Genomic DNA, 14,111 nt, shown 5'->3' on the forward strand with positions numbered 1-14,111 from the left:
GCGCTGCCCGCCCCTCCGCTTCCGTCGCGGATCCCCGCCCGCGCGGGGCGCCCGGACGTGCGGGAGCACTCCCGGACCGATCGGTTGCGCCGTCCCCGGCTCGGTGTGATGTCCTGGGGGCGCTTGCACTCGCAGGGGTCGAGTGCTAATCATTGCGTTAGCACTCTCCGAGTGAGAGTGACAGTCAAGGACCGGGTCGGTGAGGCCCGCTCGCCGGGTGGAGCAAGGAACCACGCGGCCGAGGGCCGTCCGTCGCGGGCGCCAGCGCGGTCCGGTATATCCGTCCCCTGGTTGTGCAGGGGGATCCCCAGTCCGGGAGGGACCACTTCACATGGCCAAGATCATCGCGTTCGACGAGGAGGCACGGCGCGGCCTCGAGCGCGGGATGAACCAGCTCGCCGACGCCGTCAAGGTCACGCTCGGCCCCAAGGGCCGGAACGTCGTGCTGGAGAAGAAGTGGGGCGCCCCCACGATCACCAACGACGGTGTCTCCATCGCCAAGGAGATCGAGCTCGAGGACTCCTACGAGAAGATCGGCGCCGAGCTGGTCAAGGAGGTCGCGAAGAAGACGGACGACGTCGCCGGTGACGGCACGACGACCGCGACCGTCCTCGCCCAGGCGCTCGTCAAGGAAGGCCTGCGCAACGTGGCCGCCGGCGCCAACCCGATGGCGCTCAAGCGCGGCATCGAGCGTGCCACCGAGGCCGTCTCCGCCGCCCTGCTGGAGCAGGCCAAGGACGTGGAGACCAAGGAGCAGATCGCTTCCACGGCCTCCATCTCCGCCGGCGACCCGCAGATCGGCGAGCTCATCGCCGAGGCGATGGACAAGGTCGGCAAGGAAGGCGTCATCACCGTCGAGGAGTCGCAGACCTTCGGGCTCGAGCTGGAGCTCACCGAGGGCATGCGCTTCGACAAGGGCTACATCTCCGCCTACTTCGCCACCGACATGGAGCGCATGGAGGCGGAGCTCGAGGACCCGTACATCCTCATCGTCAACTCCAAGGTCAGCAACGTGAAGGACCTCCTTCCGCTGCTGGAGAAGGTCATGCAGTCGGGCAAGCCGCTGCTGATCATCGCCGAGGACGTCGAGGGCGAGGCCCTCTCCACGCTCGTCGTCAACAAGATCCGCGGCACCTTCAAGTCCGTCGCCGTGAAGGCTCCGGGCTTCGGTGACCGCCGCAAGGCGATGCTCGGTGACATCGCCATCCTCACCGGCGGCACCGTCATCTCCGAAGAGGTCGGCCTCAAGCTGGAGAACGCCGGTCTGGAGCTGCTGGGCCGCGCCCGCAAGGTCGTCATCACCAAGGACGAGACCACCATCGTCGACGGCGCGGGCGAGAGCGACCAGGTCGCCGGCCGCGTCGCGCAGATCCGCGCCGAGATCGAGAACTCGGACTCGGACTACGACCGCGAGAAGCTCCAGGAGCGTCTGGCCAAGCTCGCCGGCGGCGTCGCCGTCATCAAGGCGGGTGCCGCCACCGAGGTGGAGCTGAAGGAGCGCAAGCACCGCATCGAGGACGCGGTGCGCAACGCCAAGGCCGCCGTCGAGGAGGGCATCGTCGCCGGTGGTGGCGTGGCTCTGCTCCAGGCTTCCAGCGTCTTCGAGAAGCTGGAGCTGGACGGCGACGAGGCGACCGGCGCGCAGGCCGTCAAGCTCGCGCTGGAGGCCCCGCTCAAGCAGATCGCGGTCAACGCCGGTCTCGAGGGCGGCGTCGTGACGGAGAAGGTGCGCAACCTGAAGCCGGGTCACGGCCTGAACGCCGCGACCGGGGAGTACGTCGACATGCTCGCCGAGGGCATCAACGACCCCGCGAAGGTGACGCGTTCCGCACTGCAGAACGCCGCCTCCATCGCGGCGCTCTTCCTGACGACGGAAGCCGTCATCGCCGACAAGCCGGAGAAGGCCGCCGCAGGTGCCGGCGACCCGACCGGTGGCATGGGCGGTGGCATGGACTTCTGATCGCGCAGCGATCGGAGTCCGCTTCGCGGGGAGGACGGCTTCGGCTCCCTCCCGGCACGGAACGGACCGAGGGCGGCATCCCGGAAGGGGTGCCGCCCTCGGCGTGCGTTCGGCGTCCTTTCGGCGCCCGGGGGAGCGTGTCCTCAGACGCGCGCTCCGTTGTCGTGCGGTGCGCGGCGCGTGCGCGATGGCCTGGGCCCGGGCCCATTGCTCCCGGGCCGGAGCGGAGTGCGGGCGCGGGACTCGAATTCGACGGCGAGCGGCGCACCGACGAACAGCGACGAGTACGAGCCCACCACGATGCCGATCAGCAGTGCCAGGGCGAAGTCGCCGAGCGAGTCCCCGCCGAGCACCGCGAGCGCGGCGATGATGAACAGCGCGCCCATGCCGGTGTTGAGGGTGCGCGGCACCGTCTGGACGACCGCGTTGTTGACCACGCTCCGGAACGATTTCCTCCGTCCGCTGCCTCCGGGCGCCTGCCCTCGTTCCTGCCTCGCGCCGGATCCCTGCCGCTGCCATTCCGATCGGACCCTGTCGAAGATGACGACGGAGTCGTTGACCGAGTAGCCGATGACGGTCAGCAGCGCGGCGAGGAACACCCCGTCGACGGGCCTGCCCAGCCAGGCGAAGGCACCGACGAGGATGACCGTGTCGTGCACGAGTGACAGCACCGTCGAGGTGCCGAACGTCCACCGGAACCGGAACGCCAGATAGAGCAGCTGCGCGCCGAGCGCGACGGCCAGCGCGATCAGGGCGTTCTGCCGCAGTTCGTCGCCGAGGCTCGGCCCGAACAGCTCGTCGCGTACCGGGTCGGCGTCACCGCCGAGGCCGGCCAGCGTGGAGCGCACCTTCTGCTCCTGGTCGTCGGTGAGCTGCTCGGAGCGCACCGTGATCTGCTTGCCGTCACCTTCGCCGCCACCGGAGCTCTGGACGACCGCGTCCGGCAGCCCTGCCTCGGAGAGCGCCGTGCGTGCGGCTTCGGGATCGACGGCCTGGCTGGTGGAGTACTCCACGAGCCGTCCCCCGGTGAACTCGACGCCGAAGTCCAGCCCGCGCAGCACGATTCCGGCCACCGCAAGGACCACGGCCGCGAACGAGACCGCCAGCCAGCGCCTTCCGTACCGCATCCAGTCCGGATTCCGCTTCGTCAGCCGGGCCCGTACGCGGCCCAGGCCCGCAAGTCCGGTGATCCGCGGATGGGCGCGCACGGTACGGCGTTGCACGGCGAAGTCCACCAGAGCCCTCGTGACGACCAGCGCGCTGACCATCGAGGCCAGCACGCCGATCGAGAGCGTCACGCCGAAGCCGCGCACCGGCCCCGAGGCGAGGGTGAAGAGCAGCAGGGCCGCGAGGAGTGTGGTGACGTTGGAGTCGATGATCGCGCTGAACGCACCGCGGAAGCCCTTCGCCGAAGCGGTGCGCAGGCTTCTGGCCCGGCCCCCGCGTGCGTACTCCTCCCTCCCCCGTTCGAAGACGAGGACGTTCGCGTCGACGGCCATGCCGATCGCCAGTACGAAACCGGCGAGGCCCGGCAGCGTCAGCGTGGCTCCGAACGCGAGCAGCGCGGAGTACGCGATCAGCCCGTAGCACAGCAGGCCCACGGCCGTGAGCGCGCCGAACAGCCGGTATACGAAGACCACGAAAGCCGACGTGAGTGCGACACCGATCGCGGCCGCCCACCCGCTTGCCTCGATCGCATCGGCGCCCAGCGTCGGCCCGACGGTGTGGCGTTCGATCACCTCGACCGGGACGGGCAGGGCGCCGCCCTCGATGAGGGTGGCCAGCTCTTTGGCCTCCTTCTCGGTGAAGTCCCCGGTGATCTGGGTGTTCCCGCCTCCGATGCCCGACTTGCAGGCGACGGACGGGTCGACCTGCGGTGACGAGATGACCCTCTCGTCCAGGACGATCGCCACGCGACGCTGCGGATCCCCGGCCGGGGAGCAGGCCGCCTTGCCCGTCAGGTCCTTCCACTCCCTTGCGCCCTTGTCGCGGAAGCCGAGTTCGACGAACCAGCCGGAGCCGCGCTGCTGGTCGAGGGAGGCCTTGGCCGACTGCACCTCGATGCCCGTCATGGCGGTGTCCCCGAGCTCCACGGGACGGCCGGACTCGTCCTTCTCGCCCTTTCCGTCCTTCCCGTCCTTCCCGCCGTCGCGAGCCCCGGGCTGCGGGGCTCCCTCGACGGGGTGGAAGGTCAGCTGGGCGGTGCGGCCGAGGACCTCGGTGGCCTCTCGGGGGTCCTGAAGACCGGGGAGTTCGACGATGATGCGGTTGTCGCCGGAGCGCACGAGGTTGGGTTCGGCGACGCCGAGCGCGTCCACGCGCCGGCGCAGCACTTCCATGGTGTCGTCCGTGGCGGACGGCGTCGCTTTCGCCGATTCGGAGTCGCGGGTCTCCAGAACGATCTGGGTTCCGCCGCGCAGGTCGATGCCGAGGCGGGGTTGCTGGGTCACGGAGATGATCGCGGCGAGGGCCATCACGGCAAGCGCGATCACCGCCCGCACCTTGTTGGCGCGAGTCATGGGGTTTGCCTCCTGCACAGGCACACCGGCACCCCGTGGGGCGGCGGTGGTGAAGGTGACGGCACCGGCGTGCGCCGGAGCGCGGCGGCCGGATGCCGTTTCGGTCGGAGCTCAGATGCCTGTGCGGGCCGGCGGTGCGCGTCCTTGGCGCGGCGAGCGGTGCGTGAGGTCTGCGGTGGAGAGCTGCGGGCGCTCCGGCAGTACGTGGCCGCGCTGCTCCTGCGAACCGTTCTGACCGACGGCGGGAAGCAGCGGAAGCGGAGCCTGAGTTGCGGCGTGCGCCGGATGCGCGACCGCCGTCCGGAGATGCTGCGGCGGGTCCTGGTGGTGCGTACCGGCGGCCTGGCCGGCGGACCGGAAGTCATGGGGGCCCGGCTGGTGCTGCAACGCCGCGGAGCCGCCGGACAGGGCGAGCAGCAACGCGAGCAGCATGCCGGGCAGGCTCGCCGGCAGACCCGCCCGCCGACGCGGGCGGGGCCGCGCGCACGCCGGTGAGGACGGCGGGCGGCGGTGCACGGAGGCCGGACGGTGCACGCGGTCCGCGCTGTGTGACACCTCGCCCTCCTCGCCTCGCTCGACGTCCGTGGCCGGGAGGCGCGGACGCCTCACAGCCTGCCCGAGAAGCGTCCCGGGTTCAACGTCGGCTTGGGCAGGCCCGGTGGTTCCCGCCGGTACCCGGCGCCCGACCGGGCCGGCTTTCGCGGGCCGGCTTCCGAGGGGCGGTTCACGACGTGGGACGGGGCGGACGGCCGTCCGGGTCTCTCCACCAGATGAACACCTCGGTGCTCGGCTGCCGTTCGGAGAACCGTTCCGCGGGCGACGCCTCCCGCAGCACGCGGCGCAGGTGCGCCTCGAAGTCGTCGCGGCGCGCGCCGAAGAGATGCGGGGCGGAGAACGACATGGAGAACACCTCCGCGACGACGTCGTCCAAGGTGCGTTCCAGCGCCTGCCCGCCGGGAACGACGAGGCGACGGGGGCCGGAGAATCCCGACCGGGTGAACACGGCCGCCTCGCCGCCGGGTGTTCCATGTGGCAGCAGGCCCCGGCCGGCTCGCCGGACCGGCCCCAGGTAGTCCCTGACCAGTTCCTCGACGGCGGACCGGGGAACCACCGGGTGCGCTGGGGCCTCGACGCTCCGGGTCTCCGTCTTCAGGTCGGAGATGTGCACCAGCGCCCCGCCCGGCCGGAGCATCTCCTTGACGGTGGCCGCCACGGCATCACGGTCCATCCAGTGGAAGGACTGGCCGAACGTCGCGACGGTGAACGTGCCCAGCCCCGCGGGCAGTTCCTCGGCACGGGCCCGTACCCACCGGACCTTCGCGGACAGTCCGCGGCCGGCTGCCTTCCGCGCGGCTTCGGCGATCATCCCGCTGTCCGGGTCGACGCCGACGGTTTCGCCGAACAGGTGCGCCAGGGGGAGAGCGAGGGTGCCCGGCCCGCACCCGACGTCGATGAGCCGGCCTCGTCCGTCGAGGTTCAACGCACCGGCGAGAGCGTCGGCCAGCCCGGGCGCGTAGGGCAGCCTTCCCCGCTCGTAGTGGACGGCCGTCCCGGAGAACAGCATGTCGTCCCACTCATGGTCAGTGGCCATGGCAACCGCCCTTCTCCTTCCTGTTCGCATCTCCGGGCGTCCGGTGCGTCCAGGCCGGTCAGGCGCCTCGGGGGGCGAGCCCGCTGCGGTGCGGCGGTGCGCCGAGCGTCAGCGAGAAGCGCTTCGCGGCACCGGCGACGGCCCGTCCGCACCGGGCGAGTGACGTCTCGTCGGTGAAGCTGCTCAGTGTGACGGCGCTCATGCCGCCCACGGCCGCTCCCGAGTGGTCGAAGACGGGAGCGCCCACGGCTACGACGCCCGTCTCGTTCTCCTCACGGTCCTCCGCGTATCCGCGTTCCCGCACGGCGGACAGTTCGCCGAGAAGCTTCGCCGGTTCGGTGTGCGTGCGTTCCGTGCGCGCGGGCATCCCGGTGCGCTTGAGCAGGGTGAGCACCGTCTCGTCGGGCAGCGTGGCGAGCACGGACTTGCCCACGGAGGTGGAGTGCAGTGCGAGGCTCATGCCGACGCGCGAGGCCAGCCGGTAGGGCTTGTCGGCCTCCAACTTGGCCGCGTAGACCGCCTCGTCGCCGCTGAGCAGCGCGAAGTGGACGGTCCAGTCCGTCTCTTCGCGCAGCGCCTCCAGCACGGGCCGGGCCTGGTCCGGCAGGTCGCCCTCACGCTGGTGGCTGCCGACGAGGGCCAGGACGCGGGGCCCGCTCGCGTAGCTGCCGCGGCCGAGGGAGCGGGCGAAGCCGCGTTCGACGAGCGTTTGGAGGATGCGGTGGACGGTCGGCTTGGGCAGCGACGTGGCCTCGGAGATTTCCGCGACGCTCCGGTGGTCGGCCAGGGCCTCCAGCACGTCGAGTGTCTTGTCCGCCGCTGTGCGGCGCCCGTCGCTGGCCATCGGCCCAGTCTATGCAGCCGGGCGGGGCGGGGTTGCGCCTCGCGGAGCGGGCCCGGTCCTGCTAAGTGCGGGCCCACCGGACGCACCGGTGAGCGCGGCGAGTTCGGCTTCGAAAGAGTCCGCGCGGGTTCACAGTCATGGAGGGCTGTGGCAGCATCACGGAACCCCGGGCCGGTTTCCGGAACGCGATTCCGCCACGCAGAACGATGCCGTGGTGGTCTGCCGGTGTGCCGGTCCGTGGCGGCCAAGGCGGCAGGGACGGATGAATCGAGACGGCCATGTCCGAGGAACCACCACCCCCCACGACCACGAACCCCACCACTCCCGCGTCCGGCCCCGTGGCCGGCTCCACACCCGACCCGGCGTCCAGAAGCATGCGGACCGACCGTGAGCTGCGGCGCGTCGTCAGTGCGTCGGTCATCGGCACCGCGCTCGAGTGGTACGACTTCTTCATCTACGGCACGGCCGTCGTGCTGGTCTTCAACGACCTGTTCTTCGTCCAGGACGACCCGGCGGCAGGAACGCTGATCGGTCTGGCGACCTTCGGAGTCGGCTTCGTCTTCCGCCCCGTGGGGGGCTTCCTCTTCGGGGCGCTCGGCGACCGCATCGGAAGGCGCTCCACTCTCGTACTGACGACGCTGGTCATGGGCCTGTCCACCGGGTTCATCGGACTACTGCCCCCGTACGCCTCGATCGGTGTGGCGGCCCCCGTTCTGCTCACGCTGATGCGGGTGTGCCAAGGGCTCGGTGCGGGTGCCGAGTTCGGCGGTGCCTCGACGCTGCTCGCCGAGCACGCACCGGCCGGGAAGCGGGGGTTCTACGCCTCGTTCGCGCAGATGGGCGTGCAGGCAGGGCTCGTCCTGGGGATGGTCGTCTTCCTGTTCGTCGGGATGCTTCCGGAGGCGAGCCGGCAGAGCTGGGGATGGCGTCTGCCGTTCCTGTTCAGCTTCGTACTGATCGGCGTCTCGCTCTACTTGCGGCTGCGCGTGGCCGAATCGCCCGTGTTCCAGCGGATGAAGGAGGACCGCGGCGTCGTGAAACTGCCGGTGCGGGAGGCGTTGCGCCGCTACCCGCGCAGCTTCCTGGTGGGCGTCGGCGCGCACATCTGCGACACCTCGGTCGTCTACATCTACGCCACCTTCTCCGTCTCCTACCTGACGGTGCAGGTCGAGCAGCCCAAGTGGGTCGCCCTGACCGGGGTGATCTCCTTCGGGCTGGTGGTGATCGCGCTGCAGCCGGTGTACGGAGCGCTGTCGGACCGGATCGGACGCCGGCCGCTCAACCTGTTCAGCGTCGTCTTCACCGGTCTGTTCGCGTACCCGTTCTTCATGCTGCTCGACACCGGCGTGCCCGTCGTGATCTGGCTTGCGATGATCGTGGCCACCTCGCTGGGACTGGCGCCGATGATCGCCGTCCAACCGGTCTTCTACGCCGAGCTGTTCGGGGCGCGGGTGCGCTACACCGGCTTCGCGGCGTCACGCGAGACGGGTGCCGCGCTCGCCGGGTTCTCGCCGTTCATCGCGGCCGCGCTGCTGGGATACGCGGACGGTGACCCGTGGCTCGTCGCGCTCTACATGGCGGCGACGGCGGCGATCTCCCTCGTGGCGTTCCTGTACTCCAAGGAGTCCCGGCTGACGGACGTCTCACTGGCCGAGCATGCTCCCGCGAGCCCGGGCGGAGCGGAGCCGGGCGCGCCGCCGTCCTGACCCGTCTGAAGCGGAGGCCGGTGCGCTCAACGGCCGCTGAGGGGACGTCAGGAGGCGCGGGCGCGCCGTCCCGCGCGCAGCAGCGCCGCCAGTACGGACCCCGCGAGCACCGCGACGAGCACACTGAACGCGATGCCCGCAGCCTGCAGCCCGACCAGATCGGCCGCCAGGCCCACGCCGATGACGGGCAGGGACAGGGCGACATAGAGGACGACGAAGTACGTCGAGGCCACATTGGCGCGTCGGGCGACCGGCGCCTCGGCGTTGACGGCCGCCAGCCCCGCACGGAAGCTCATTCCCTGACCGAGCCCCGCGACGACGCCTCCGGCCACGAGAAGCGCGAACGACCGGACGGCGAATCCGGCCGTGAGCAGTCCCATGCCGAGGACGAGCCCCGCACATCCCAGCTGCTGGGACGCCCGGCCGAACCTGGGCACCAGCACGATCTGGCCGACCGCGGACGCAGCGAAAACCGTGAAGATCACTCCCCCTTCCAGCGCGAGGTCGTCCATTCCCAGCAGCTTCCCCATGAACGACGGGGAGACCGCCGTGAAGAGTCCCAGCACCGCGAACCCCGCGAACCCGGCGATGCCCGCCCGTACGAAGGTGCCGCGCATCTCCTGCGGAACCCCCGGCCTCGTCACCCTCATCCGGGGGCGCCGCACCACGCCGTCGACCGGCTCCGGCATGAACCACACTCCTGCGGCCACCAGCAGGAGCAGCACCAGATGCACGGCGTACGGCAGCCGCAGCGGCGCCGGCGCGAACTCGGCGAGCACACCGGCCAGCAGCGGTCCGCTGCCCAGACCGCCCATCTGCACGACGGTGGCGACCAGGCTGCCCCGCCCGGTGTTCCTGCTGTCGGCCAGGTCGACGAGGGCGGCGGTGGCCGTGCCGGTGAAGACGCCCGCCGACAGGCCGGACAGCAGCCGCCCCACGAACAGAAGCGTCAGGTCCTCCGCGGCGAGGAAGACGACGGCGCTGAGCATCGCGGCAGCGAGCCCCGGCAGAAGCGTCCGGCGGCGCCCGATCTCGTCCGAGACGTGGCCGACGAGCAGAAGTGCCGCCAGCACGCCGGCCGCGTACGTCGCGAAGACGACGGTGACCATCAGCGTGGAGAAGTGGAACTCCCGCTGATAGAGGACGTACAGCGGGGTGGGCAGCGTCGTCCCCAGCATCGTCACCGTGAAGGCCGCCGCCACCAGCCAGAACGCCACGGCGCGTGGCGCTGTGGGACGTTCGCGTGCTCCGTGTTCGTCGGTCTGCGCATCCATGCCGCTCATGTGCCCCTGCCACCACTCATGGATCCATGATCCGCTCCGGCACCGGCCGAATCCCGAGTTTGCGGACGGCGGGTGCGGCTACCCGGGCTCGAACTGAACGCCACAAGACGGGAACTCGGGGTGGGAACATCGTGTCCACGGTTGTGATCATCGTCCTTGCAGTGGCCCTCGTCGTAGTCGTCGCCGGTGTGCTCTTCACGAGCGCACGCAAACGCGGACTCGGCGGCGGCCTCCGGAACCGCTTCGGTCCCGAGTACGACCGCGTGGTCGCCCGCCACAACGGCGACACGAGGGCCGCGGACCGCGAACTCGGCCAACGCGTGCGCGAATACGGTTCGCTGGCGCCTCAGCCGCTCTCCCCTGAGCTGCGTGAGCACTACCTCGGCCGGTGGTCGGCAGCGCAGGAACGTTTCGTGGAGTCTCCGCAGCAGGCACTCGCCGAGGTGCACGAACTGCTCGGCGGCCTGGCCCAGGCCCGGGGGTTCCCCGGGCCGGAACGCCGTGAGGCACACGTCGATGCGCTGTCCGTGCATCACGCGTCCCACCTCGAGGGCTACCGGCGGCTGAGCGCCGCCGCGACGAGCGGCACCGCCGGCACGGAGGAGATGCGCGAGGCGATGCTGCAAAGCCGCGCGTTCTTCGACGCGTTGGTCTCCGAAAGGCCCGTGCACGCGGGGCACGCCGGGCGCGGCGCACGGAAGCCGCGTGCACGCCGCCCGCTGACCGCCGGGGGCCCTGCCGGGGCACCTCGCGGATCGCTGTTCTCCGCCCGTCGGCACACCAAGGGAAGTGAGGCCTCGTGACCTCCCACGAATTCACCGACCGTGGCTCGCGCGAGAGCGTCTCCGCGTCCGCGAGCCCGCCGCCCGCTCCGCCGGTTCCGCCGGATGTGGCTGCTGCGCCGGTTCGGCCGGATGTGGCTGCTGATCCGGGGTCGCGGGAGGGGACGCCGGCGTCGGCGAATCCGCCTGCTGCGCCGCCTGCTGCGCGGGACGCGCCCGCGGACGCGGTGGCGGGTGCGGGGCCGGGCCCCGATTTCGTACCGCCGGCGTCGGCCGAGCGTGATCGGCAGGCGCAGCCCGAGGAGCGGCGGGTGCCGGAGGACCGCACGGTGCCGCTGCTGGACCGTGACGAGCGCGACCGTCTCACCGCCCGGCTGCACCACGCCGTCAGCGGGTTCGTGGAGGGGCCACGCAGCGCCGTGGAAGAGGCCGACGGCGTCTTCGAGGAGGCCGCCCGTCACCTCGAGAGCGCGCTGACGCATCGCCGCCGCGTGCTGCGTGAGCCCTGGCAGGGCGCGTCGCGTGCCGCCGGCCCCGAATCGGGCGCGGAGACCGAGGAACTGCGCCTCGCCCTGCGCCAGTACAAGGAGGCGACGGAGCGTCTGCTGCGGCTGTGAGCGAAGGCCACGTCGGGTCTCAGGCGTCGGGGCTTCTGCTGAACTCCGCTGTGGGTGCGAGGAGTTGAGAGCCGCTGGACGCAGGGCACGCACGGGCGCGCGACACCGTCACGCGCGTGACTCGAAAGGCGCGTGAACTCGAAAGCGCGGAGGCCGGCTTTGCCGTCGGCCTCCGCGCTCGTCCTGCATGTGGTCCGCGAGCCACCGCCTTCTCCGACCGGGTCAGCGGTTCGGGGCCTGCACCTCTGAGAGATCGATGTCGACGGGGAACGGGACCGTGACCTCGTCGTGGTACACCCCGGAGGGCGCGTAGGTGAGGGTGGCGGGTTCCAGCTCGAAGGTGTGGACGACGGCGCGGCCCCCGTCGTTCTCCAAGCGCCAGAAGTGCCGGATGCCCGCCGCGGCGTACTTGCGGTGCTTGGTCTCCCGGTCCCGGTCCACCGAGTCGGGGGAGACGACCTCGGCGGCGAGGAGCACATCCTCGGGCCGGTAGGAGGTCTGCTCGGGTCCTGTAACGGCTTCGGCGCGCACCAGCATGATGTCCGGCTCGGGACGGTTGGCGCGGCCCAGCGTCACCGTCATCTCCCGGATCACTTCCACCTCCGGCGGAGCGCAGCGGAGAAAGTGCTTCTCCAGCATGCGGATCGCCCGCATGTGGAACTTGGCTTGCGGACTCGCGAAAACGAGGCTCCCGTCGATCAGCTCCGTGTGAGGAGGCAGATTCGGCAGCCGGTCGAGATCTTCGGCCGTGTAGCCGCCCTCCGGGGGGGCGAGGCCACTCGAACTCGGGCTCGGCACTCATCGCTGCTCCCATGAGCCGCATCGTCTTCGACGTCTTCTGCGTACTCGCACGAATCGTGCGTGCTTCATGCGAAAGGGTGACGTCATCGCTGGTCGGAGGCGGTGACCCGGCCCAGCGCGCCCGATTCCAGGGCTGTCCAGAGCGCGCCGTCGGGGCCGACGGTCAGGCCGTGCGGTTCGCTCGCCGGGGTGGGAAGTGAGGCCTCGGTGAGGGTGCCGTCGGGTGCGATGCGGCCGACGCGATTGGCGCCCCATTCGGTGAACCAGCACGCTCCCGCCGCGTCGACGGCGACCGCGTGCGGGCGTGAGGACGTGTCCGGCAGCGGGAATTCCGTGATGTCGCCCGAGACCGTGATCCGGCCGATCGCGCCGGCGCCGATCTCCGCGAACCAGACCGTGCCGCGCCGCGCGTCGGCGGCGATTCCCACCGGGGCCGCGCCTTTCGTCGGCAGCCGGAACGACGTGATCTCGCCCGCCGTGGTGATGCGGGCGACGGAGTCGTCCTGGTTCTGCGTGAACCAGAGTGCGCCGTCCGGCCCTTCGGTGATGGCGGACGGGAAGGCCCCGGGCACGGGCAGCGGGAAGCCGGTCACTTCGCCGTCGACGGTGATGCGGCCGATCCGGTTCGCCGTGGTCTCGGTGAACCACAGTGCGCCGTCGGGGCCCGCGGTGATGCCGTACGGGCCCGACTCCGGTCCGGGCAGGGCGAATTGACGCAGTGCGCCGTCGGTGCCGATACGGCCGATGCTGTGGTCCCGCGTGCGGCAGAACCACAGCGCCTCGTCGGGGCCGGGGGCGATGACGGTCGGGCCGCTGTCCGGGGCGTCCAGATCGTGGAAGCCGAACTCGCGTGCGGGCAGCGTCAGTCGGCCGACCGAGCCCGCGTGGACGAGGGTGAACCACAGCGCGCCGTCGGGGCCCGTGGTGATGCCGTACGGGCCCGCCCCCGCGTCGACGCCGACGGCTGGGAGGCCGATCTCCTCGACGGTGAGTCTCGTTTCGCTCATGCAGGTTCACTCCGTCCGTGGAGGGGCTTCGGTGCCGTTGGTGAACTTCAGCGGCCGACACCGCGGGTGCGTACCGCGTTCCCGCGTCCGCGGATGCGGATGGGTGCGGTCGCGGATGGCGTGCGGACGCGGCGCAGCCCCGGTGCGGGCCGCAGTCCGCCCTCGGTCGCTCTCGGGTGTCCATGGCGAACCGTTAACGCGACAATGTTGCGTTAGTGTGGAGCCTGGCACAGGGGCCCCGACGGTGCAACGCAATTACAGGAGCAGGAGCCGCACTTGACGCGCGACGCGGGTGGCGAGGAAGGACATCACCGTGTGCCGGGGAGCACGCGTCCCGGCGGACGCACGGCCCGGACCCGGGAAGCCGTGCGTGAGGCGACGCTCGCCGAGATCGCGGAGCGCGGCTACGACGCGCTGACGGTGGAGGGCGTGGCCGCCCGCGCGGGCGTGCACAGGGCCACCGTCCACCGCCGCTGGAGGAACGCCGCGGGGCTCGCCGCCGACGTCCTGGACCTCGCCTCGGGGGAGCGCTGGCCCGTTCCCGACACGGGGAGCATCAAAGGCGATCTGCGGGAGCTCACCTCGCTCGTGGTCACCCACTTCGAGGACCCCCGCGCCGGGTCGGTCTCGCGCGCGCTCGCCTCCGCAGCCGTCCACGACCCCGTGACCGCCCGGGCCCTGCACGGCTTCCTGGCGGGCCGTCACCGTCAGGCGGCGCCGATCGTCGTGCGTGCGGTGGAGCGCGGGGAACTGCCCGGGACCACCGACGCGGAAGAGGTCGTGCGCGCCGCGGTCGCCCCCCTGTACTACCGCCTGTTCATCTCGGGCGAGCCGGCCGGCGCGGAGACGGCGCAGCGGGCCGCGGACGCCGCGCTGGCCGCGGCCCGTGCCGGGGTGTTCGTGCGGGGCGCGGGCGGCTCTCCCGCCCGGGGCGCCGCCGCGGGCGGGACGAGCGGGTCGGCGAACGGGCCGGCCGGCGGGTCTGCGGGGGCCTGACGGGC

General features: G+C 71.5%; 12 protein-coding genes. 5 read left to right on the forward strand and 7 right to left on the reverse strand.

The features are described 5' to 3' along the window. Positions 1-331: 331 nt before the first annotated feature. On the forward strand, positions 332-1,960 hold the full coding sequence (gene groL, locus H180DRAFT_RS01050) for a chaperonin GroEL (RefSeq protein WP_055484046.1): 1,629 nt from the start codon (positions 332-334) through the stop codon (positions 1,958-1,960). 143 nt (positions 1,961-2,103) lie between these two features. On the opposite strand, the gene secD is transcribed toward groL, so the two are convergent. The 4 genes from secD to H180DRAFT_RS01070 form a co-directional block, all read right to left on the reverse strand. Then, positions 2,104-4,479 (reverse strand): protein translocase subunit SecD, encoded by a 2,376-nt coding sequence (gene secD, locus H180DRAFT_RS01055; RefSeq protein WP_055484047.1) that lies wholly within the window; start codon positions 4,477-4,479, stop codon positions 2,104-2,106. A 111-nt stretch (positions 4,480-4,590) separates the two neighbouring features. After that, the gene (locus H180DRAFT_RS29430) at positions 4,591-4,911 is read right to left on the reverse strand and encodes a hypothetical protein (RefSeq protein ID WP_139151333.1); all 321 of its coding nucleotides are present in this window, start codon (positions 4,909-4,911) and stop codon (positions 4,591-4,593) included. A 292-nt stretch (positions 4,912-5,203) separates the two neighbouring features. Then, the gene (locus H180DRAFT_RS01065) at positions 5,204-6,070 is read right to left on the reverse strand and encodes a class I SAM-dependent methyltransferase (protein ID WP_055484049.1); all 867 of its coding nucleotides are present in this window, start codon (positions 6,068-6,070) and stop codon (positions 5,204-5,206) included. 58 nt (positions 6,071-6,128) lie between these two features. Then, on the reverse strand, positions 6,129-6,914 hold the full coding sequence (locus H180DRAFT_RS01070; RefSeq protein ID WP_055484050.1) for an IclR family transcriptional regulator: 786 nt from the start codon (positions 6,912-6,914) through the stop codon (positions 6,129-6,131). 278 nt (positions 6,915-7,192) lie between these two features. Between H180DRAFT_RS01070 and H180DRAFT_RS01075 the strand changes: the two genes are divergently transcribed. Then, positions 7,193-8,620, forward strand: coding sequence for an MFS transporter (locus H180DRAFT_RS01075; RefSeq protein ID WP_055484051.1), 1,428 nt, complete (start codon positions 7,193-7,195; stop codon positions 8,618-8,620). A 47-nt stretch (positions 8,621-8,667) separates the two neighbouring features. On the opposite strand, the gene H180DRAFT_RS01080 is transcribed toward H180DRAFT_RS01075, so the two are convergent. After that, the gene (locus H180DRAFT_RS01080; RefSeq protein ID WP_079099746.1) at positions 8,668-9,903 is read right to left on the reverse strand and encodes an MFS transporter; all 1,236 of its coding nucleotides are present in this window, start codon (positions 9,901-9,903) and stop codon (positions 8,668-8,670) included. Positions 9,904-10,034: 131 nt separating this feature from the next. On the opposite strand from H180DRAFT_RS01080, the gene H180DRAFT_RS01085 reads away from it, so the two are divergent. Beyond that, positions 10,035-10,706: a hypothetical protein gene (locus tag H180DRAFT_RS01085; protein WP_079099747.1), complete on the forward strand. Its 672-nt coding sequence runs from the start codon at positions 10,035-10,037 to the stop codon at positions 10,704-10,706. A 290-nt stretch (positions 10,707-10,996) separates the two neighbouring features. Beyond that, positions 10,997-11,302: a hypothetical protein gene (locus tag H180DRAFT_RS01090; protein WP_055484052.1), complete on the forward strand. Its 306-nt coding sequence runs from the start codon at positions 10,997-10,999 to the stop codon at positions 11,300-11,302. A 222-nt stretch (positions 11,303-11,524) separates the two neighbouring features. On the opposite strand, the gene H180DRAFT_RS01095 is transcribed toward H180DRAFT_RS01090, so the two are convergent. Continuing rightward, entirely contained in the window at positions 11,525-12,100 is a 576-nt protein-coding gene (locus H180DRAFT_RS01095; RefSeq protein ID WP_107097538.1) for a Uma2 family endonuclease, read from the reverse strand. An 86-nt stretch (positions 12,101-12,186) separates the two neighbouring features. Further along, positions 12,187-13,110 carry a Vgb family protein gene (locus H180DRAFT_RS01100; protein WP_055484053.1) on the reverse strand — a complete coding sequence of 308 codons (924 nt, stop codon included), beginning with the start codon at positions 13,108-13,110 and terminating at the stop codon, positions 12,187-12,189. A gap of 276 nt (positions 13,111-13,386) precedes the next feature. On the opposite strand from H180DRAFT_RS01100, the gene H180DRAFT_RS01105 reads away from it, so the two are divergent. After that, positions 13,387-14,106: a TetR/AcrR family transcriptional regulator gene (locus H180DRAFT_RS01105; RefSeq protein ID WP_079099748.1), complete on the forward strand. Its 720-nt coding sequence runs from the start codon at positions 13,387-13,389 to the stop codon at positions 14,104-14,106. The last annotated feature ends 5 nt before the right edge of the window (positions 14,107-14,111 follow it).

The sequence above is a fragment of the Streptomyces sp. WMMB 322 genome (assembly GCF_900090145.1).
Taxonomy (GTDB): domain Bacteria; phylum Actinomycetota; class Actinomycetes; order Streptomycetales; family Streptomycetaceae; genus Streptomyces.

Excerpts from the sequence above, each read along its gene's own strand:
- groL (WP_055484046.1), top strand. The coding sequence starts at position 332 with ATGGCCAAGATCATCGCGTTCGACGAGGAGGCACGGCGCGGCCTCGAG.
- H180DRAFT_RS01065 (WP_055484049.1), bottom strand. The coding sequence starts at position 6,070 with ATGGCCACTGACCATGAGTGGGACGACATGCTGTTCTCCGGGACGGCC.
- secD (WP_055484047.1), bottom strand. The coding sequence starts at position 4,479 with ATGACTCGCGCCAACAAGGTGCGGGCGGTGATCGCGCTTGCCGTGATG.
- H180DRAFT_RS01070 (WP_055484050.1), bottom strand. The coding sequence starts at position 6,914 with ATGGCCAGCGACGGGCGCCGCACAGCGGCGGACAAGACACTCGACGTG.
- H180DRAFT_RS01080 (WP_079099746.1), bottom strand. The coding sequence starts at position 9,903 with ATGAGCGGCATGGATGCGCAGACCGACGAACACGGAGCACGCGAACGT.
- H180DRAFT_RS29430 (WP_139151333.1), bottom strand. The coding sequence starts at position 4,911 with ATGCTGCTCGCGTTGCTGCTCGCCCTGTCCGGCGGCTCCGCGGCGTTG.
- H180DRAFT_RS01075 (WP_055484051.1), top strand. The coding sequence starts at position 7,193 with ATGTCCGAGGAACCACCACCCCCCACGACCACGAACCCCACCACTCCC.
- H180DRAFT_RS01100 (WP_055484053.1), bottom strand. The coding sequence starts at position 13,110 with ATGAGCGAAACGAGACTCACCGTCGAGGAGATCGGCCTCCCAGCCGTC.